This is a genomic window from Enhygromyxa salina, from assembly GCF_002994615.1.
Lineage (GTDB): Bacteria > Myxococcota_A > Polyangia > Nannocystales > Nannocystaceae > Plesiocystis > Plesiocystis salina_A.
On sequence record NZ_PVNK01000174.1, the window covers coordinates 1 to 20,205 of the forward strand.

A 20,205-nucleotide genomic window follows, 5' to 3' on the forward strand; every position below is an offset into this window, starting at 1 on the left:
CCCTTCGACGACATCCCCCCGCCCGACGGGCCCGACGGCAACGACTCGATGCGCGACGACATCCCGTTTTGAGCGCGCGGCGGCCCACGCCCCTGCCAAGCGCGAGGCCGAGCTCAGCAGCTACGCCGGGCTCGCGCTAAAGGGGTCGGATCCAGATCGTCGAAGCAAAATTCCAGGCGTGGGCGCCGTACTGCTCGTTTAGACCAGACCTCCGCGAAGGTCGCCCGGACCCCCGCAACCTGTATGATGCGGCGTCCGGAGCACCGATGCGCAAGATCAGCCTACCCATCGCCCTGTGTTCGTGCCTGTTCGTCTCGACGGCGTGCACCAAGAGCTCGCCAAAAGAGGCGCCGTCCGAAGCGAGCGAGAGCGAGACCGCCGTCACGAGCCTCGGCTCCGGCGCGAACATCCTCGAGGCCCAGCAGCTGACCAAGCTCTACCCCGGCGACGCGATCGTGGTCGGTGCGTTCGCCGGGCCCGAGCGCTTCTTCACCCTGTTCGGCCGCGACAACATCGCGACCAAGCTCGGCCCCCACTACGAACAGACCGCGGACCTGCTCCGCGAGCTGACCGGCCAGGATCTACTCAGCCCCGCCGGGCTCGACGCCTTCGGCATCGATCCCAGCGCGCCGATCGGCATGTTCTTCTGGAGCATCGAAGACAAGAGCGCGGGCGGCTTCGTCGGCCTCAGCGACCGCGAGCGCTTCTTGACCTCGGTCCGGGCGATGGCCGAGCGCGCCCCGCTGACGCTCGAGACCCACGAAGTCGCCGACGCGACGATCCTGTGCCCCAAGGACCACACCGACGTCTGCCTGACCGTGAAGGCCGACCACGCCTACGTCGTCGGATCCGACAAGAACGACGAGCTCGGCCTCGCGCTCGCCAAGCGCATCGCCGAGCTCGACGTCGATCAGTCGCTGGCGACCAACGACGCGTTCAAGGCCGCCATCCCCCAGCTCGAGGGCGGCGCCGACATGGCCGGCTTCATCAACCTCAGCCCGGTCATCACCACGATGATGACGGAGCTCGGAGCCGAGACCACCGCGCGCGACAAGGCCCAGGCCGCGCTGGTGCGCGAGATCTTCGGGCCGATGCGCACGATCGTCATGGGTGGCGACTTTGACGCGCGCTCGGCCTCGGCCCAGGTCTTCATTCAGACCGACGCCGAGTCCCCGCTGACCAAGCTGGCTCGCAACGGGACCAAGGTGAACCCGGTGATCCGCGCCCTCGGCGAAGACGCGGTGATGCTCGGCGCCTACAACCTCGACCCCGCCGCGGTCTTCGACCTGGTCAAGAAGGTCGCCGCCGCCGAGGGCCAGGACAAGGAGGACGCGGACGAGGGGCTCGCAGAGTTCGAGGCGCTGGCCGGCTTCAGCGTCGAGGGCGAGCTGCTGCCTGCGCTGTCTGGTGAGTTCGGCTTCGGCTTCGAGGCCGATCTCAACCAGCTCCTGGCCAGCGCAGGCGACAACGGCAAGACCAGCGACGAGCTCGAGGCCAAGTTGGTCGCGGCCGTCGAGGGCACCGCGACGATCGGCTTCACCGACGCCGCCAAGGGCAAGGCCCTCGTCGAGCGCGTGTTTGGCAACGTCTTGCTCGCGTCCTTCGTGACCCGAGACGACGAGCGGGATCTGTGGAGCGTGCCCACGCCGATCGGCAAGACCCTGCTGTTCGCCCTGACCGCGCCCGCTGACGGCTCGAGCTACCTGGTCGTCACCAGCAGCGAGGAGATGCTGACCCGGATCAAGACCGGGGCGAGCGCGCCCGCGTTCGACGGACAGGCCAAGCACGAGGACTACGTGAAGTTCATCGCCGACCCCAAGGTCGCCGCGCTCTACTCGGCCCGCCAGGCGATGCTGGGCCTGAGCTCATGGTTCATGCTCGCTCGCAGCGACACCCAGATACTCGAGCCCAAGCCCAAGTCCAGCAACACGCCCGACACGCCCGAGTACCGCAAGAAGCGCGAGGAGCTCGCCGAGATCCAAGCGGAGCTGTCCGAGCTGCGTCAGCGCGACGGCGAGGCCCAGGCCACCATGATTCGCGAGGTTTTTTGGCCCTGGGGCGTGACCGCGGCGTCGATGAAGGTGACCAAGGACGGCTGGGACCTGCGCCTGGGCCAATTCATCGACGCGCCCTCGTGGGCCGAGCTGGCCAGCGGCCTCGTCGATACCGGGATCAAGATTACCGCGGACATACGCGCGCGCGCCGCTCGGACGAGCGAGCTGTGGGCGCGCCAGACCAAGCTGCAGACGGAGCTCTCCGAGCTCGAGATGGCGGGGACCGGGGTCGAGGCTCCCGCGCCCTTGTAGCTTCACGCGCTCAGCGGCCGTCGAGCCACGCGCGCACGCGCTCGGCCTCGTGATCGTAGCCGGACCCGAGCGACTCGTAGACCGCGAGCGCCTCGGCAGCGAGCGCGCGCCGATCTTCGAGGCCGCGGGGGCCGAGCACCCGCGCGAGCACGAACCGAGCGTCGGCTCGCCACGACTCCGTGCCGGGTGCGGCGTCGAACAACGCGACGGCCTCACGGGCGAGGGGCGCGGCTCGTTCGGCGTGCTCGAGCAGGCGCAGGACCTCGGCGGTCTGCACGAGGCTGTAGCCGAGCCGAACGTCGCCAGGCTCGAGCGTGTCGCGACGCATGCGCAGCGCGGCCTCGTGAGCTTCGAGCGCCTGCGTCAGCTCGCCCTTGGTCCGGAGCGCCTCCCCGAGCTTCGCCAGCGCGAGCGCGCGCTTGGGGTGGTCGGCGGGCGTGGTCTGCTCGGCGATCTCCAGCAGCTGCTGCGCCTGCGCGAACACACCCTCGACGTCGCCGCGACGCTGGAGCACGTTGGACAGCAGCAGGCACGGCGAGGTCAGATCGGGGTGGAGCTCGCCGTAGCTCGCCGTGTAGAGCTCGATGGCCTCCTCGGCGAGGCGCTGGGCTTCGTCGAGGTGGCCCTCGTCGTACTCGAGCTGACCGAGGAGCACGAGGTAGCGCGCGCGCTGGGGTGCGCGCTCGACCAGCGAGATCGCCTTCTCGAAGTACGCGCGAGCGCAGGCGCCGTCGCCCTCCTTTCGACACAGCAGACCCAGGTTCCCGTAGGCGCCCACGACCAGAGAGTGACGCTCGCCCAACAGCTCAGCCGAGAGCTCGGCCGAGCGCTCGAATTGCTCGCGCGCCCCCTCGACGTCACCGAGCGTCGCCTCCGCGGCGCCGAGCCGACGGGTATGGACGGCCAGCACGCGATCGCCGAGCCCGGCCTGCTCGGCGATGTCGAGCGCGACCTGGAACGCATCGCGGGCGTCGGTCGTGCGCCCGGACTCCAGCGCGATGAGCCCCCGCTGAGACTCGAGCTGGCTGCGCAGCAGCGGGTCGTCGGACAGGGCCGCGACCGTGACGTGTGCAGCCTCGAGCAGCGTCGCGGCGGTCTCGAGCTTCGTCTCGTACGTCAACAGACGCTCGACCCGCTCCAGCCACGCTTCGGCGAGCAGCCGCGCGTCGCCGCTGCGCGCGGCGGCCTCGACCGCGCCGCGCTGCGCTGCGCCCCCCGCCTCGAGCTCACCTTCCTCGTAGTAGACCCCCGCGAGCAGGCCGAGCAGCTCGGCGCGGGTCACCGGGGCATCGACCTCGGCGAGCGAGCCCAGCGCGGCCTCGCCGAGGCGGCGGGCGTCGGCGTTGTCGCCCGCGTCGGCGCGGCCTTGCGCGCGCATCAGCTCGAGGCGCGCCTCGGCGACGAGGCCCTGGCTGTCCTCGTCAAAGTCGCCGGCGGCGCGCTCATCAGACTCGCAGCTCGACGGCCTCGGCAGCTCCGAGCTGACCGCCGCGATCTCGCGCAGCACCTCACCGTCGGCGCGCTCGAGCCCGTCGAGCAAGCTGGCCGCGTACACCCGCTGACCGTCGAGGCAGCGCAGGCGGTGGCGGTAGGCCGCGGCCGCGAGCGTGCGTCCGCTGAAGTGCGCCGAGCAGGCCTGGTCGTAGCTCGCCGCCCACGCCTGGGCGAACTCGTCGACGTCGGACTCGAGCCGTCGCCACAGCCGCTCGCCGTCGCGCTCGAGACCCGACTCGAACACCGAGCGCGCGCGCGCTTTCCAGTCCAGGCCCCACTCGTCGGCGAGCACCTGGGCGTCGGCGCGGCACCGCGCGGCCGCGGGGTCTTCTCGCTCGCCGCCGACCGCCCAGCTGGCCAGTACGCCAAAGACGACGAGCCCCCCGAGCCCGAGCCCGAGCGTGCGGCCGCGACGACCGAGCCCCGCCTCGAGGCGCTCGGCGACCGCCTGCATCGACTCGTGGCGCGCCTCGGGATCGACCGCGAGCCCGCGCAAGACCACCCGGCGCAGCCACGCTGGTTGGCCGCGCAGCGGCGCGGCGTGGCGCAGCTCGCCCGCCGTGACCGCCGTCGCCAGGCTCGCGAGGTTGTCGCTCGCAAACGGCCGCTCCCCGGCCAGCGCCTCGTACAGCGCCGCGCAGAAGCTAAACTGGTCGCTCTTGGGCCCGACCGGATCGTTGGCGAACTGCTCCGGGGACATGTACGCGGGCGTGCCCGAGGCCCAGAACTTGCCGGCGCGAGTCCTCGACTCGGGCTCGTGCCCGACGATTGCGAGGCCAAAGTCCATGACCAGCACGCGCCCGTCATCGGCGATCATCACGTTGTCGGGCTTGAAGTCGCGATGGACCAGCCCGGCCTCGTGCGCGGCCGCGAGGCCCAGCGCCGCGCGACAAAACACGTCGAGGATCGCCGCGCGCTCGGGCCGGGTCTGCTCGCGCCACGTCCCCAGCGGCCGACCGACCACGAACTCCATGGCCATGAACACGCGCTCGCCGTGCTCGCCCGCGTCGTAGACCTGCACGACGTTGGGGTGGTTGAGCTTGGCCAGGGCCTGGGCCTCGCCGAGGCTCCGACGCCCGCGCTCGTCCGCGATCAGCAGCTTGATCGCAACCTTGCGATCGAGCTTCGGATCGTAGGCCGAGTAGACCACCCCCATCGCCCCGCGCCCGACCTCCTCGAGCACCAGGTAGCGACCGACGACTGTGCCCGGACCAACCTGACCGAGGGTCACCCTCACGCCCGAGGCGCCCGCGAGCTGGGTGTTGTCCGAGGCCAGGTCGGCGCGCCGCTCGGGCAAGGACAAGAGCGCGGTGCGCCCCGAGTCAGCCACCAGCGTCTCGAGGTCGTCAGACACGCGTCGGCGCAGTGTATCAGGCGTCGGGTTCGGCGAAAGTGACAGCGCCGTGCGGCTGTGAAATTCTAGTTCACCGCCGAGCACGCAAGCTCCACACCTCGCGAGCGACGAGTTCTTTGACGATGAGGCCAAGCGAGGCGGCGCGAGGCATTGCACCCCGGGCTGCTAGGCCTGCGCCGCCGAAACGCCGTGGACGAGCCGAGAGGCCGAGCGCCCGTGGATTCAGCTCCCGCGCCGACTGCGAGCCCACGGCGGCCGGCCCTTCGAATTGCTGACCGCGATCTCCGGCTCCCGGTGGACGAACCGGATCGAGTGGCTCGAGATCCTGGTCGTGAACTGGCAGCGCGCGACCGACCCCGCGTGGACTGGGGGCTGGCCCGCGCTCCGAGACCTGCGCTTCGTGTTTCGTGGCGAGGGCCGACACTGGCGGACGCTCGCCGAGGTGCCGCTGCCGCCGAGCGTCGTCCACGTCGACCTCAGCCAGCTCGCCACAACCTGGCTCGACGGGGCTCGCGACCTTGACTCCCTGCGCGCGCTCACCCACGCGTGGCCCCAGGTCCAGACCCTCGATCTCGGCCAAGGCTGGTGGAGCACCGGGGACTACAGCCGCAACTTCGCGGGCTGGGTGGAGCCCGACCGAGACGGGATCCTGCGCCTGAGCTGAGCGCGCCAGAGGTCAGCGTGGCCAACCGGCGGCCCGCATCGCCTCCGCCACGCGGGGACCCACGCCCTCGATCACCTCGGCCCGGAGGTCTGTCCGGCCGCCGACATCGAGCCAGGTGACGTTGCGCAGGAGCTTTGAGCGCGCGAGCTTCTCGAACAGCGCCGCCCGCAGGCCCTCGCAGTCACGCAGCGAGAGCCGCTCGAGCGCTGGCGCGTCGACCGAGAGCAGCGGATCGAAGCGCTCGGCAAAGATGCTGGTCGAGGCGAGCGAGAGCTCCCTGAGCTGGGGCAGGAACCACGCGTCGGCGAGCGTTGCGAAGAAGTTGCCCGTGGCGCCGCCGTCGAGCACGAGCTCACGCAGCGACGCGAGCTCCACGCCCTCGTCAGTGTTCCAGGTCGTCGGCGAGATGTTGCCAAAGCAAGCGGGGAGCTCCAGCCGACGGAGCTTGCCCCCGTTCGCGCCGAAGCGGCCGAGCATCGGGCTGACGTAGCCCCCGAACCTTCTCGCGGCCGTCTTCGCCGAGCGCGTCGAGCAGCGCCTCGAGCTCGCCGAGCTCCAAGCTGCGCGCGCGGATCCAGTAGGTGCCGCGCTCGCGCTCGAGCTCCCAGTTCCCCGCCTCCCGACTGCGGCGGAAGGACTCCGGTAGCTGCGCGAGCAGCTCGGCGTAGGTCGGGCCCCGGGCTCGAGCGGCTCACGATCCGGGTGCGGGATCGCGAGCAGCCCTCGCAGGCAGCCGTGGATCTTGGGCCGGGGGCGCTCGCGGACCAGGCGTTCGCCGAGCTCGCCACGAGCGCGCTCTTGGCAGGCTCGCAAGCGCGCAGGCGCGCCCACTCGAACGCGTCGAGCAACATCTCGAGGGCGGCGTCTTCACCCGAGGCCCCGAGCCGTGCGATGGCGTCGGCGGCGACGTCCTTGTGGTTCTTCTTGATGGCCTTGCGGACCTCGGCCAGGTCATCTTTGAGTGTCACGGCCCAAGCCTATCGCGTCGGCGAGGGCTCTGAGGAGCCAGCGGCCAACAGCGCATGGACCGACCCGCACGCCCTCTGGCAGAGAATTCCCAGCGCGCGCGCGACCTGGCCCGCGCTTCGGGCTACCCTGCCTCCATGACGCGGCCTCACCTCGGCCCAGCGCTCGCCTCGGCGCTGGCCCTGCTCGCCTCGTGCGGCGGCGAGACCAGCGAGCCGCTCCCCGAGCCCGAGCTCACCTACGTCCACGCGCCCGGGATTCGCCTGACCCGAATGACCGTCAACCAGGGCGTGCAGGTCGAGCTCGTCCGCGGCAACGAGGTCGCCGAGGCCAGCAGCTACAACGTGCCGCTGCTCGAGGGTCGCGCGATGCTGGTCCGGGCCCACTACTCGGTCCACGCGGACTTCGAGGCGCGCGAGCTCCTGGCCAAGCTCACGATCGAGTCCCCCAGCGAGGGCGTCGACGATGTCGTCCAAGACTCGATCGTCGAGGTCAAGGGTGACTCGGTCGAGAGCTCCTTGCATCAGACCTTCGCCTGGTACCTCGAGCCCGACATGGTCGTCGACGGCCTGCGCCTGCGCGTCGACGTCTACGAGACCACCCCCTACGAGCCCGGGACCGAGCCCGAGCCTGAGCCCGCGGCCGAGGGCGCCGCGCGCGTCGACGCCCCCGCGCTGCCCTGGGCGGCGTGGGACGCCGCGCTCACGGCCGATCCCGACCCCATGCAGATCCACGTCGTGCTCGTTCCGATCGAGCACCACTGGGGCGACTGCGTGTCCGATGCCTCGGTCCCCGACGCCGAGGTCGAGGCCATGCGCAAGGAGCTCGAGCAAAACAACCCGGTCCAGGTCGCCAAGCTCTCGGTCCGCGAGCCGCTCGTCTGGACCGAGACGATCGGCGAGTCCGAGGCCGGCTTCTCGCCGATCCTGACCGCGCTCTCGATGCTCCACGTCGACGACGAGGCCGCGCCCTACGAGTACTACTTTGGGCTGATCACGACCTGCGACGGCTACCCCTCGGGGCTGCTCGGCCAGGCGATAGCGATCCCCTCGGAGGTCGACCCGGGCCTCGGTTACCAGCGGGTCTCGGCCGGGCGCTACAGCGGCGACGGCCAGGCCGCGGCCGAGACCTTCGTCCACGAGGTCGGCCACACCCAGGGCCGCCGACACGTGCGCTGCTCCGGCGAGGCTGGGGTCGATCCTGCCTACCCCTACAGCGGCGGGGTCACGGGCGTGTGGGGGTTTGGGATCCACGACCTGCGCCTGCGCTCGCCGGCCGGGTCGCGCGACTACATGACGTACTGCGCCAACGAGTGGGTCTCGGATTACGGCTACAACCAGGTCTGGCCGGTGATCGAGACCTTGACCGAGTGGGCGCTCGAGGACGAAGCGGCGAGCAGCGGCGGTCAGGGGCTCCGCGCGTGGTCGGTGACCGACTTCGACGAGATCCTCGTGGGCGCCCTCTATGTCGACGGGACGATCGACTGGTGGACCACGCGGGGGTCAATCTCGGGGGTCATGAGCTCGACGGCCTCGATCGCGTGGGAGCTCGACGGCGAGCACTTGAACATGCCGGTCTGGATCTCGCCGCGCGGCGACGACGAGACCCTCAACTTCGCCGCGGTCCTGCCCGAGGGCGAGCTCGACGAGGCGCTGTTCTCGCTCGAGCTCGAGGGGCCCGAGCTCGAGGGCATCGAGCTCGCGGGTGGCTCGCCCGGCCCTGCGATCGCATTTGACGGGCTCCACCGCGCACCTGGCGACGCGACGCCAAACTGATCGCCGCTCAACCCAGCGTGAGCTCGGCGAAGCTCGGGATCCCGCGCGGATCCATCTCGAAGTTTTGGACCCGCCACGAGTGCACGGCCACGCTCGCGCCGTACATCAGCGGGACCAGGGGCCGCTGGTCTTCGAACAGCTCGTTGACCGCCATCAGCTGGGCGCTGTCGAGCTGCGCGGCGGCGAGGCGCCGATCCATCTCCGGGTCCGCGTAGCCCCCGAGGTTGGTCGTGCTCGCCATCGGCGTCCCGCGCCTGGGGATCCGCTTCGACGACAGCAACGCGGTGAGGAAGTCGATCGGCTCCGCGGTCTCGGCGATGTAGCCCGACAAGATCAGGTCGTGCTCCCCGCGGCGCACGGCCTCGAAGAAGGCCTCGGCCGTGTCGGGCTGCTGAATGATGACGCCGATCCCGAGCGCGCCGAACTGCTCGGCGATCACCTTGGCGACGCCCATCGGGTTGGGCAGGTAGGGCCGCGGCCCCCAGACCACCAGCATGCGCAGCGAGCTCGGCCTGTCCCCGACCGCCTCGAGCGCCTTGGCGGCCACGTCCTGGCCGTAGTTGGGCAGGCTGCGCCGGGTCGGCGCGAGCGCGGGCGGCAGCAAGCCGCGCGCGGCGAAGGCCGCGGGGTTGTCGTGGCAGACCCGCGCCAGCGCCCAGGGATCGATCGCGGCCGAGAGCGCCCGCCGAACCGCCGGATCGCGCAGCCACGGCCGACGACAGGTGAAGGCCAAAAACGCCGTGCTCTGACCGGGCTGGTAGACCTTGCGAACGCCCTGGAGGCCCTTGGCGACCTCGCGCGAGAGCATCATCGTGAAGTCGATCTCGCCCTGCTCGAGCGCCTCGCGGAGCTTGGTCGGCTTGTTGTCGGCGTCGAGGGGGTAGGCCCAAAACTCGATCCGCTCGATCGACGGCTGCTTGCGATCGCCCGCGTTCCAGTGCGGGTTGCGCTCGAGAACCAGGACCTTGCCGGCCGGGGCGACGGTCTCCTCGACGATCGCGTAGGGCCCGGTTCCAACCCAGTTCTTGGCCCCGCGCTTGCCGATCACGCTCCAGATCTGCGCCAGGTGAGGCTCGAGCACGACCTCCGGCTCGACGCAGTTGAACTGCACCCGTCGGCCCCCGGCGGCGTTGACCTTGGTCACCGCGCGCAGCGGCGCGACGTGCTGAAGCGAGGCCGCGATGTCCTCGGGCTGGACCGCCGTGCCATCACAAAAGAAGAGATCATCGACCAGGCGGACCGAGTAGCGCGGCATCCCGTTAATGCCGATCGTCTCGAGCCGCAGCTCGTGGGCGAGGTAGCGCGGGTCGGCGACGATCTTGCCGTCGACCCGAGTGTAGAGCGTCTCGAAGCACTGGTTGCGGACGATGACGCCGGCGAGGTCCTGGGCCTCCCACGGGTCGAGCCCGCCCCAGCCGCCGAGCAGACCGACGCGCAGCGTATTGGTATCGGGCTCGTTGGTCTTGCGTGGTCGGCTCACTCGCCCGGATTGTTTCAGACCCACGCGCAAGGAGCAAAACCGCCGTCTGGATGGGCCCAGGCCCCCTGGAGGAAGCTTCAGCCCCGCCCATCCCGTCGGGCTGACACGGCGACATGTCCACGCAGTCACCCCCGCACGCGAAGCCGCGCACTCGGCACACGGCCCCTTCGCCGGGGGGATTCAGCCGTCAGCCATGATGCGGGCGATCAGCTCGCCGCGCACCTTGTCGGCCTGATCGTTGTCGATCTGGCAGGTGCCCGCGGCGCCGTGACCACCGCCACCATAGTCGAGACACAGCTGACCCACGTGGGTCTGCGAGGTCCGATTGAGGATCGACTTGCCGATCGCGAACACGGTGTTTTGCTGCTGCCGCCCCCACATCACGTGAATCGAGATGTTGGTGTTTGGATACAGCGCATAGATCACAAAGCGGTTCCCGGCCCAAATCGTCTCTTCGTCGCGGAGGTCGAGCACGACGACGTTCTCGTAGACGGTCGAGCACAGCTCGATTTGATGGCGCTGCTTGGGCACATGATCCATGTAGAGATTCACGCGCTCCTTGACGTCGGGGAGCGCGAGGATCTCCTCGACCGTATGGTCACGGCAATAGTCGATCAGCTCCATCATCAACGCGTAGTTGCTGATGCGAAAATCACGGAATCGGCCGAGCCCGGTCCGGGCGTCCATGAGGTAATTGAGCAAGATCCAGCCGTCGGGCTCGAGGATCTCCTGCTCCGAGAGCCGCGCCGCGTCACACTTGTCGACCGCGGCCATCATCTCGTCGGTCACGTTCGGCAGCTTCTCCTTGCCGCCGTAGTAGTCGTAGACCACCCGCGCAGCGCTCATTGCGCCCGCGTCGATGATGTGGTTGTCACGCTTGCCGCCCACGCGCAGGACCTCGCTCGCGTGGTGGTCGAAGCACAGGTGGAGCCCCTCCACGTAGGGCAGGTTCGTGCTGATGTCGCGAGGGGTGACCTCGATCTTCCCGTCCTGCATGTCCTTGGGGTGGACAAACAGGATCTCCTCGGGGTCGATGAGGTCGAGTTCCTTGAGCAGAACCGCGCACACCAGACCGTCGAAATCGCTGCGGGTAATCAGGCGGTACTTGCTCATCACGCTCGCTCCGGGGGTCGCAAGCGGCGAGTATACGCGAGCGACCGCCAGACACAAAGCAGACGGGCTCGAGCTGTCTGGCGGCGGCGCGGCGCTCAGCAGTACACGGCGTCGCCGAGCAAGCCCAGGCTCACGAGTTGAGTGAGCGCGCCGACTCCGAACGAGGTCTCGCATGACAGGCTCCGCTACCGCGGTGGAGCTTCAGACCCACGACGATCCACGCGCGCCGCGATCGACATCATGTTCGCGAAGTCTGTGTCACGGCCTGGCCCGAGCAAGCCTCGCGCACCTGGCGCAAATCACGCAGATTACTCGAACATCCCGTAGCTCACGAGCTGCTCGGGCTCGACCTCGATCACCTTGCCGAGCTGTGCGAGGGCGTCGAGGTCAATACGCGTTCGATCCCCGACGATGCTGACGATCACGGGGAGCTCCGCGTAACCGGTCGCGAAGCCCTGCACGTCGTCGACCCCGAGGGTCTGGATCTGCCCCCACTCCCACGGGCGAGGGTCTGCGCGCTCGCCTCGCTGGTCCCAGCTGTCGACCAGCCAAACGACCCAGCGCGGGTCGATGCGGCTCGATCGATAGTCGGCGTCGAGCGACCCGAGCGTGTGCTCGAGGCGAGTGGCCTCGATCGGCCGCTCGCGCAGGAGCTCGAGATAGGTGGTCAGGGCCTCGTTGGTCTTGTCGACTTGGGTGCCCATGCCGCCGATCAGCGCCCACTGATCATCGGGCACCTTGGCCTCGAGCACGGAGGCGAACGCGTAGTAGGCCAGGCCCCGGGCCTCGCGGATCTCCTGGAAGATCAGCGAGCTCATGTTGCCGCCCATGTAGTGGGCGAGGTAGCGGGCGACCGGGAGCTGCTCGCGGTCCTGGGCGCCGAGGGGGATCGCGAGCGAGACCGCGGACTTGGCCACGTCCTTGTGGAGGAAGTAGATCGTCGTGCCCTCGACCCCGCCGCGGAAGCGCCGCAGCTTCCGCGGACCGGTCTTTTTGTGCCTGCGCCCGAGCGCCACGACCTCGGCGACCTCGGCGGGCGCCCGCGGTCCGAAGTAGAGCGTGCGGTGGCTGTGGTCCGGGAAGGTGGCCAGCAGCTTGCGCAGAGGCTTGGCCCTGACCTTGCGGATCGCCGCGTTGCTCGGCCTGGACAGCGCGACGCTGTGCTCGCCGAAGCGCGCGTAGTCGGCGAGCAACTCGCCGAGCTCGTCCGAGTCGTCGAGCTCGTCCTCGCGCGCAGAGATGATGTTGACGCGGAGCTTGGCGAGGTCCCCCTCGTCGAAGCTGGGATCGCGCAGCCACTGCTCGACCAGCTCGACGCTCTGCTCGAGGTTGGCGTCGATACCGTCGATGTCGATGGCGCTGGTCTCGCCGCCGCAGCGAAAGCCGACGTCGGTCCCGATCGCATGCAGCCGCCGCTGCAGATCCTCGGCCGAGGTCGGACCCGAGCCGGACCGCTCGAGCAGCTCGAGGGCCACGCACAGCATCTCGGCCTTGCGGTGGCCGCGGTCGAAGCGGTACTGGAGCGAGAACAGATCGTTGCGGGCGTTGTGGGCGACGATCAGCGGCCCCGCGGGCAGCTCGAGGTGCTGGTAGTGCTCGCCCTCGACGAGCCACTGGGGCTCGAGCTCGGTCGCGGGCATCGCCAGGACCTCGGCCGCGAACGGGCTCTGGCGCGAGACGTCGATGTCGATCGGCGTGATCTTGGGCTTGTCGATGTTGGGCACCGTGTGGGCGCCCTGCTTGCGGTTGATCACCACATAGTCATCGCCGAGGTAGGTCTTGGCCACGCGGATTACGTCCTCACGGGTGACCGCGCGCAGCCTCTGGTCACGCGCGAGGACCTCGGCCCACGAGCGCCGCTCGATGAACGCGTCCAGCATCCGCGCGACCCGGCCCCAGTTGCTCTCGAGCGCCTGCTTGTCGCGGATGTCCTCGTGGAGCTTGATCGCGTCGATCTCGGCCTGGCTGAACTCGCCAGCCTCGAGCTTGGCGATGACCCCGAGGATCAGCTCCTCGACCTCGGCGTGGGTCTGGCCCTGCTGGAGCGTCGCGCTGATGGCAAAGTAGCCGGCGTCGTTGAGCGAGGTCGACCACGAGCCCGCGTCTTGAACCTTCTGGGTCAGCTCGAGCTCGAGGTTGAGCAAGCCGCTGCTCGAGTTGTCCATCAGCCAGTCGAGCACGACCATGACCGGCTCGTCCTCGTGCTTGACCTCGACGGTCCGCCAGCCCAGCATCACGCTCTGCTCGCCCTCGGCGACGAGCTCGTGGGCGACGCGGCCCGAGATCGGCGGCAGCGCGGCCTCGGCCCGGGTCCCGATCGGACGCGGCGGGAGCTGGCCGAGGGTCCGCTCGAGCACGGGCAGCGCCGTCTTTGCGTCGATGTCACCGGCGAGCAGCACGGCCATGTTGTTGGGCCCGTACCAGTCCTCGAAGTACTGGACCATGTCGGTGTAGGCCGGGCTCTTGAGGTGCTCGACCACGCCGATCGTCGGCTGCGTGCCGTAGGGGTGGGCGGGGAAGAGCGCGAGCAGCATCGTCTCCCACATGCGGCTCTCGGGCCTGTCGATCGACAGGTTCTTCTCCTCGTAGACCGCCTCGAGCTCCGTATAGAACAGGCGAAACACGGGGTCGGCGAAGCGCTCGGCCTCGACCCTGGCCCAGGCCTCGAGCCGGTTCGAGGGCACGTCTGCGATGTAGGCCGTGACCTCGTCGCTGGTGAACGCGTTGATGCCCTCGACCCCGAGCGCCGAGTACATTCGGCTGAACTCGTTGGGCACCGCGTACTCGGCCATGGCCTGGTTGTGCGCGTCGATCTCGGCGAAGATCTCGGCCCGGCGCCCTTCGTCGGCCTGGCGTAGCTCGGCGTAGAGCTGCTCGGTCCGCTCGAGGTGCTCGCGCTCGGCCTCGGCGTCGAGGGTCCCGTACTCGTCGGTGCCCTTGAACAACATGTGCTCGAGGTAGTGGGCGAGGCCCGTCGAGTCTGCCGGATCGTTGCGGCTGCCCGTGCGCACGGCGATCCACGAGGTGAAGCGCGGCTTTTGGCGATCGGTGCTGATGTAGACCGTCATCCCGTTGGTCAGGCGGTGCACGGTCACGCCCATCTCGTCGCCGTCGAGGGGCGCGTCGAGGGTCGGCGGGAGATCCGAGGCCGCGAGGATCTGCTCGGGGCTGAGCTCCTCGATCGCGGCTGGCGTCGAAGGCTCTGGCGGGGTCACGTCCGGGGCTGGGAGACACCCGAAGGTCAGGCCGAAGCATGCGGCGACGAGGACCGGGCGCGCGTCGAGACTGCGGAACATGCGCAGTGCATAACATGGGCGTGGGCGTGGGCACGAGCCCAGCGACCACCCGGGCGAGATTCCCTGGCGCTCGCGGAGCTCGGCCTCGGGTCGATCGATGACGGTCGATCGATGACGGACCAAGAGTCCCAGCCTTCGAACAAGTCGACCTTCATGTTGGCCATGACCGCTGGGCCCTCAACGCGATCATGCTCAGCCACGTCAGCGCTCTTCAGCCCGACACGCCCGCAACGACCCCCCCAACATGACGATGGTGAGACGATCCGCGCCGGAGCTCGGCGCCCTGCTCGCCAGGCGCCCTCAATCTTCGCGTGCCTCGAGGGCGTCGACCCGACCCTCGAGCTCGTCGACCCGGCCCTCGAGGAGCTCGGCCTCGACCGCGGCGCGCTCGCGCGAGGTCAGCGACGCCGTGACGCCCGCGGACAGCATTCGGACCTGCGCGCTCAGCCCCGCGACCGCGGTCTCGACCGTATCGAAGCGCTGGTCGTGTCGAAGGACCAGCGCCTCCAGCGTGTCGAGCCGGCGGCTCGTCTCGCCGCGCGAGTCACTGAACTCCGCGCGCAAGTCTCCGAACTGCGCGCGCAAGTCTCCAAACTGCGCAGCCAGGTCGGCGTGCATGGCTCGGATTTCTCGGAGGATCGCGGGGGTCACGTCGATGGGGTCCGTCATGATTGTACTCGCTCCCCAACTTCTCGGCCACGAGCGCGAGGTGTTGCGCGAAGCAGTGAATTGATCCCGGCCGCGACCGATTGCCTACAGTTGGATTCGACGCGACCACAGGCCGGCCCGACTTCGGGCCATGGGACAACTCCACGTCCATCCCGCGCCGCGCGTGGACCTCGACCTCGCCGGTCTGGTAGACCTTCGAGAGACGGCCGCAAAGCTTGCAGCCCGCCTGCTCACTGGGTTCCGACCCGATCTGCGCCACACTGCCGAACAGCGAGACACCCATGCCGTGGAAATTCGATCAAACCGGCGAGCAGACCGTGCTGCTACCCTACGACTTCTCGGACCCCGCGACCGACGCGATCGCTACCGCGCGCGAGATGGTCGCGCGCCCCGAGTTGCTCTACGTGCTTCACGTGATCCCACCGATCGACGTGGCCTCGCCGGGCTTCTTGAGCGGCGCGCTCGAGATCGAGACCCTGCGCAAGCACGCCGACACCGAGCTGACCAAGGTCCTCGACGCGGCCGGGCTGGCCAAGGCGCAGCGCCGCGTCCACGTCGGCGATCCGGCCAGCGAGATCCTCGATGTCGCCCGGGAGATCGAGGCCAACGTGATCGTGATCCCGAGCCGCGGCAAGACCGGACTCCGGCGATGGATGATCGGCTCGGTCGCGGAGCGAGTCGTCCGGCGGGCGCAGTGTCCGGTGTTGGTCTTGCCGATCGTCGACGATGACGATGACGACGACACCAATTGAGAACAGCCGTCGGTCATGAAGCTCGCGATCGTGGTCGAAGGCGGCGGGCTGCGGGGCTCCTTCGCTGTCGGGGCCCTGGCCGAGCTCGCGCAGGTGCTCCCGGTCGCGCCCGCGCACGTGTTTGCGACCTCGTCGGGGGCCCCGAACGCGGCCTACTTCACGACCGGGCAGATCGAGGACGGCGTCCGGATCTGGGCGCTGCGCACGCATGGTTCGCAGCTGGTCGACTATCGCAACCTCGTGGGCCCGGCCTCGGTCATGAAGATCGACGAGCTCGTCTCGGTGTTCCGCGACGAGATCCCTCTCGACGTGGCCGAGCTCGGGGGTTCGCGCACCCAGCTGCACATCACCGTGACCGAGGTCGAGTCGGGCGAGGCCCGGGTCATCCGCGCGACCGAGCACAACGTCTTTGATCTGCTGACCGCCGCGATGGCCTTGCCCTTCGCCTACGGCAAGGTCGTGACCGTCGACGACGGACGCTACATCGACGGCGGGTTTCGGGCCCCGGTTGCGATCCGCGAGGCGATCGCGCTCGAGCCCGACAAGATCATCGTGATGTTGACCAAGCCCCGGGGCCATCGCCGCAAGGCGCGGGCGCTCAGCGAGTGGCTACAGTGTCGCTCCTACCCCGAATTCCCCCACACACAGGCCGCGATCCGGGCCAAGTGGATGCAGTACAACGCGACCATGGAGCTGCTCGACGAGCTCGAGGGCAGCGGTCGGATCATGACCGTGCGCCCACCCGGTGAGCTCCCGACCGGTCGGCTCAGTCGGTCCGAGCGGCGGATCCTGGCCTCGATCGAGCTCGGCCGCGCGACCGTCCGCGCGCAGACACGCGAGCTCAACGCGTATCTGGGCTGCTAAACCCAGCCCCCCGGGCTGGTACCAGCTTGCGATGATCTATTGACGATCTATTGCAGCTGCGCGGTGGCGGGGGATACGATACGTGCGGGACCTTGTCATGAAAAAAACAGCGATCACATGTGTTGTGGGTTTGGCGCTCGTCGGCTGCGGAGGAAGCGACCCCAGCGGGGGCACCGGATCGGGCGGCGGCATCTCGACCAGCGGAGAGACCGGCAACAGCGACGGCGTCGAGAGCGTCGACAGCAACGGTGATGGCGATGGCAACTCGGGCCCCGGCGACACCGGCGACGGCGACTCTGGCGACGGCGACGGAGACCCCGGCGACGGCGACGGCAACGACAACGGCGACGACGACGGCGGCACGGGCAACCAAAAATGGGACACGCTCTCGGTCCCCGACTCCGCGTTCAACTGCGGCGGCGGAGGCAACGACGAGCCCGAGTTCTCGTACCTCTGGGCGGCCAACAGCACCGAGGGCACGATCAGCAAGATCGACACCAAGACCGTCACCGAGGTCGGCCGCTACATCGTCCGCCCCGACAGCGCGGGCTCGCCCTCGCGGACCTCGGTCAGCCTCTCGGGCCACGTCGCGGTCGCCAACCGCAACGGCGGCGTGACCAAGATCTACGCGACCGAAGAGAGCTGCGAGGAGTCCAACGGGATGCCCGGCATCCAGACCTCCAACAACAACCAGGCCCTGGCCTGGGGCACCGAAGAGTGCGTCGCCTGGCACAAGCCGATGCAGTACAGCTCCCAGCGCCCGGTCGCCTGGGGCGCGGGCCAGTACAACGAAGGCACCTGCTTCTGGGAAGACGAAGAGCTGTGGACCGCCGCGACTCAGGGCCAGACCATCGACGTCTACGTCCTCGATGGTGACGACGGCTCGACCAAGGAGATGATCACGATCGAGGGCGTGTCCGCTGGCTACTACGGCATCTACGGCGGCGCGGTCGACGGCAACGGCGACTTCTGGGGCTCGCAGCTCGGCACCGGCAAGCTGATCCGGGTCAACCGCGAAGACATGACCTACGACATCTGGCAGATGCCCGTGAGCGGCTACGGCATGACCGTCGACTCCGAGGGCTTCGTCTGGACCTGCAGCAGCAACGTCGCCCGCTTCGACCCGGAGACCGAGACCTGGGAGACCGCCGCGGTCGGCGGCTACACGGGCTGCATGGCCGACGCTGGCGAAGACGGCTTGCTGTGGATGTCGCAGGGCGGCAACGGCGTGATCGGGGTCAACCGCGACACCCTCCAGGTCGAGAAGACCTGGGCGGCCGGCGGCTCCTACGGCATCAGCATCGACTTCGAGGGCTACGTGTGGGCCGTCGCCTACGGCTCCACCGTCAGCAAGATCGACCCGGAGAGCGGCCAGTTCTGGACCTACAACGGCCTCGTCGGCGCGTACACCTACTCCGACATGACCGGCTACGCGCTCACCAACGTCGGCTCGCCCAGCGGCTGAGCTCAGCCTGGCTCGTCCGACACGGCGCGCACACTCTCTTTATCGTCTCCAAGACTCGGGCCTGCGGCCCGACAACCTCGCTTCGCTCGGCCCCCAGGTCCTAGGAGACTGTCGTGCGCGCCGTGTTTCGTTTAAGCCCGTACTCGCGGCCGAGTCGCGGCCGAGTCGCAAATGAGATCGAGCGCACGCAGCTGCGCCGCATCTCGTGACCCACGCCACCCTCCCCCACCCGAGCATTCGCCAGCAGGCTGCTGAACAACCCAGCGCGGCCCAGAGCGCGTCACTGCGAGCTCTTGGCGGCGAAGGCATCGGACCTCAGGGGCGTGCTCTGGGTCGTGGTGGGTTGTTCAGCGGCCTGCTAGTTTGCGCCGCAATGTCGGCGCCCGCAGAGTCCCTCGAGTACGAGATCCCCGCGACCATCCCCTGCAGCGACCCCGCGACCGGCGAGCACCTCGGCGAGGTCCCGGCGCTGACGCCCGAGCAGGTCAGCGAGCGCATCGCGCGGGCGCGCGTGGCCCAGGAGTCGTGGAGGCACACGCCCTTTCGCGAGCGCCGCAAGGTCCTGCGCCACCTGCTCGACATGCTGCTCGAGCACGCCGACGCGCTGTGCGAGGAGATCTGCCGCGACGCGGGCAAGACCCTCGACAACGCGATGCTCGGCGAGATCTGGCCGATCGCCGAGAAGCTCCGCTGGACGATCGCCCACGGCGAGCAGCACCTGCGCAGCGAGACCGTGTCTTCGGGCCTGCTCCAGCACAAGCGGGCCAAGGTCGAGTACCACCCGCTCGGGGTCGTCGGCGTGATCACGCCGTGGAACTTTCCGCTTCAGAACATCCTCGGCCCGACGATCCCCGCGCTGTTCGCCGGCAACGCGGTCATCATCAAGGTCAGCGAGTGGACCTCGTGGTCGGCCGAGCCCTTCCAGCGCTTCTTGGATCGCTGCCTCGCCGACTGTGGCTACTCGCCCGACCTGATCCAGATCATCACGGGCTACGGCGACACCGGGGCCGCGCTCGTCTCGGGCGGGGTCGACAAGATCGTGTTCACCGGCTCGATGCGCAACGGCAAGCGCGTGCTCGAGCAGAGCGCCAAGACCCTGACCCCGGTGATCCTCGAGCTCGGCGGCAAGGATCCGATGATCGTCTGCGACGACGCCGACCTCGATCAAGCCGCCCACGCCGCGGTCTCGGCCGCGTTCATCGCCTCGGGCCAGATGTGCCTCGCGGCCGAGCGGGTCCTGGTCTTCGACGCCGTCTACGACGCGTTCGTGGCCAAGGTCCAGGACATCACCTTGCGCCTGCGCCAGGACGCGCCCCTGGCCGGCAAGCTCGTCGACGTCGGCGCGATGACCATGCCCGCCCAGGTCGAGATCGTCGAGCAGCTCGTCCAAGACGCGCTCGCCAAGGGCGCCTCGCTCAAGGCCGGCGGCAAGCGGACCAAGCGCAAGCCGAGCAAGCACTTCTTCGAGCCGACGATCCTCGCCGACGTCACCGACGAGATGCGGATCATGAACGAAGAGACCTTCGGCCCGGTCATGGCGATCACCCGGGTCCACGACGAGGACGAGGCCGTGCGCGTGGCCAACGCGAGCGAGTATGGCCTGAGCTCGTCGGTGTTCTCCAAGGACCCGGTCCGCGCCCGGCGGATCGCCGACCAGATCGTCGCGGGCTCGACCTGCATCAACGACTGGGCGCTGATGTACATGGTCCAGGACCTGCCCTTCGGCGGGGTCAAGGGCAGCGGCTTCGGCCGCCTCAACGGGCGCGAGGGCCTCCGCGCCTGCACGAACGTCAAGGCCGTGATCGAGGATCGGCTCCCGCTCCACCGCGCGATCAAGCTGTTCCCGGGCCGACGCTACGACTACGACGTGACCCGCGAAGGCGTGCGCCTGCTCTACGCCAAGGGCGCGGGCAAAAAATTTGAAGCGCTCGTCGAGCTCGGCAAGGCCCTGCGCAAACGCGCGCTCAGCTGAAGGTTTCTCGGCCGCCGGTGATCGAATCGGCGCCT

At 69.2% G+C, this 20,205-nt stretch carries 13 protein-coding genes; 7 read left to right on the forward strand and 6 right to left on the reverse strand.

Going from position 1 to position 20,205, the window contains the following annotated elements; all coding sequences use genetic code 11:
- Positions 1 to 266: 266 nt before the first annotated feature.
- Positions 267 to 2,306 (forward strand): hypothetical protein, encoded by a 2,040-nt coding sequence (locus ENSA5_RS20180; protein ID WP_106393310.1) that lies wholly within the window; start codon positions 267 to 269, stop codon positions 2,304 to 2,306.
- A gap of 10 nt (positions 2,307 to 2,316) precedes the next feature.
- Here ENSA5_RS20180 and ENSA5_RS20185 read toward each other — a convergent pair whose 3' ends face one another.
- Positions 2,317 to 5,154, reverse strand: a complete 2,838-nt coding sequence (locus tag ENSA5_RS20185) for a serine/threonine-protein kinase (protein WP_106393311.1) — start codon at positions 5,152 to 5,154, stop codon at positions 2,317 to 2,319.
- 268 nt (positions 5,155 to 5,422) lie between these two features.
- Here ENSA5_RS20185 and ENSA5_RS20190 point away from each other — a divergent pair, with 268 nt between their 5' ends.
- A complete protein-coding gene (locus ENSA5_RS20190) occupies positions 5,423 to 5,818 on the forward strand; it encodes a hypothetical protein (RefSeq protein ID WP_106393312.1) in 396 nt (131 codons plus the stop codon).
- Between the two features lie 12 nt (positions 5,819 to 5,830).
- On the opposite strand, the gene ENSA5_RS20195 is transcribed toward ENSA5_RS20190, so the two are convergent.
- Positions 5,831 to 6,295 carry a hypothetical protein gene (locus ENSA5_RS20195; protein ID WP_106393313.1) on the reverse strand — a complete coding sequence of 155 codons (465 nt, stop codon included), beginning with the start codon at positions 6,293 to 6,295 and terminating at the stop codon, positions 5,831 to 5,833.
- Positions 6,296 to 6,921: 626 nt separating this feature from the next.
- Between ENSA5_RS20195 and ENSA5_RS20205 the strand changes: the two genes are divergently transcribed.
- Positions 6,922 to 8,559 carry a M66 family metalloprotease gene (locus ENSA5_RS20205; RefSeq protein WP_106393315.1) on the forward strand — a complete coding sequence of 546 codons (1,638 nt, stop codon included), beginning with the start codon at positions 6,922 to 6,924 and terminating at the stop codon, positions 8,557 to 8,559.
- A gap of 7 nt (positions 8,560 to 8,566) precedes the next feature.
- Here the strand turns inward: ENSA5_RS20205 and ENSA5_RS20210 are convergent, their stop codons facing one another.
- The 4 genes from ENSA5_RS20210 to ENSA5_RS20225 form a co-directional block, all read right to left on the reverse strand.
- On the reverse strand, positions 8,567 to 10,039 hold the full coding sequence (locus ENSA5_RS20210) for an ABC transporter substrate-binding protein (protein ID WP_106393316.1): 1,473 nt from the start codon (positions 10,037 to 10,039) through the stop codon (positions 8,567 to 8,569).
- A 180-nt stretch (positions 10,040 to 10,219) separates the two neighbouring features.
- Positions 10,220 to 11,152, reverse strand: coding sequence for an exopolyphosphatase (locus ENSA5_RS20215; RefSeq protein ID WP_106393333.1), 933 nt, complete (start codon positions 11,150 to 11,152; stop codon positions 10,220 to 10,222).
- A gap of 308 nt (positions 11,153 to 11,460) precedes the next feature.
- Positions 11,461 to 14,448 (reverse strand): M16 family metallopeptidase, encoded by a 2,988-nt coding sequence (locus ENSA5_RS20220; protein ID WP_106393317.1) that lies wholly within the window; start codon positions 14,446 to 14,448, stop codon positions 11,461 to 11,463.
- Between the two features lie 300 nt (positions 14,449 to 14,748).
- Positions 14,749 to 15,117, reverse strand: coding sequence for a hypothetical protein (locus tag ENSA5_RS20225; protein ID WP_106393318.1), 369 nt, complete (start codon positions 15,115 to 15,117; stop codon positions 14,749 to 14,751).
- Positions 15,118 to 15,398: 281 nt separating this feature from the next.
- On the opposite strand from ENSA5_RS20225, the gene ENSA5_RS20230 reads away from it, so the two are divergent.
- From ENSA5_RS20230 to ENSA5_RS20250, 4 genes are all read left to right on the forward strand, one after another.
- Positions 15,399 to 15,869: a universal stress protein gene (locus tag ENSA5_RS20230; RefSeq protein ID WP_106393319.1), complete on the forward strand. Its 471-nt coding sequence runs from the start codon at positions 15,399 to 15,401 to the stop codon at positions 15,867 to 15,869.
- Between the two features lie 15 nt (positions 15,870 to 15,884).
- Positions 15,885 to 16,733 carry a patatin-like phospholipase family protein gene (locus tag ENSA5_RS20235; protein ID WP_106393320.1) on the forward strand — a complete coding sequence of 283 codons (849 nt, stop codon included), beginning with the start codon at positions 15,885 to 15,887 and terminating at the stop codon, positions 16,731 to 16,733.
- Between the two features lie 124 nt (positions 16,734 to 16,857).
- A complete protein-coding gene (locus ENSA5_RS37940; protein ID WP_181197972.1) occupies positions 16,858 to 18,198 on the forward strand; it encodes a Vgb family protein in 1,341 nt (446 codons plus the stop codon).
- 373 nt (positions 18,199 to 18,571) lie between these two features.
- Positions 18,572 to 20,170, forward strand: a complete 1,599-nt coding sequence (locus tag ENSA5_RS20250; protein WP_106393323.1) for an aldehyde dehydrogenase family protein — start codon at positions 18,572 to 18,574, stop codon at positions 20,168 to 20,170.
- Positions 20,171 to 20,205: the final 35 nt, after the last annotated feature.

Coding starts and splice junctions, on each gene's coding strand:
- ENSA5_RS20180 (WP_106393310.1), top strand. CDS start 267: ATGCGCAAGATCAGCCTACCCATCGCCCTGTGTTCGTGCCTGTTCGTC.
- ENSA5_RS20195 (WP_106393313.1), bottom strand. CDS start 6,295: ATGCTCGGCCGCTTCGGCGCGAACGGGGGCAAGCTCCGTCGGCTGGAG.
- ENSA5_RS20205 (WP_106393315.1), top strand. CDS start 6,922: ATGACGCGGCCTCACCTCGGCCCAGCGCTCGCCTCGGCGCTGGCCCTG.
- ENSA5_RS20215 (WP_106393333.1), bottom strand. CDS start 11,152: ATGAGCAAGTACCGCCTGATTACCCGCAGCGATTTCGACGGTCTGGTG.
- ENSA5_RS20220 (WP_106393317.1), bottom strand. CDS start 14,448: ATGTTCCGCAGTCTCGACGCGCGCCCGGTCCTCGTCGCCGCATGCTTC.
- ENSA5_RS20225 (WP_106393318.1), bottom strand. CDS start 15,117: ATGACGGACCCCATCGACGTGACCCCCGCGATCCTCCGAGAAATCCGA.
- ENSA5_RS20230 (WP_106393319.1), top strand. CDS start 15,399: ATGCCGTGGAAATTCGATCAAACCGGCGAGCAGACCGTGCTGCTACCC.
- ENSA5_RS20235 (WP_106393320.1), top strand. CDS start 15,885: ATGAAGCTCGCGATCGTGGTCGAAGGCGGCGGGCTGCGGGGCTCCTTC.
- ENSA5_RS20250 (WP_106393323.1), top strand. CDS start 18,572: ATGTCGGCGCCCGCAGAGTCCCTCGAGTACGAGATCCCCGCGACCATC.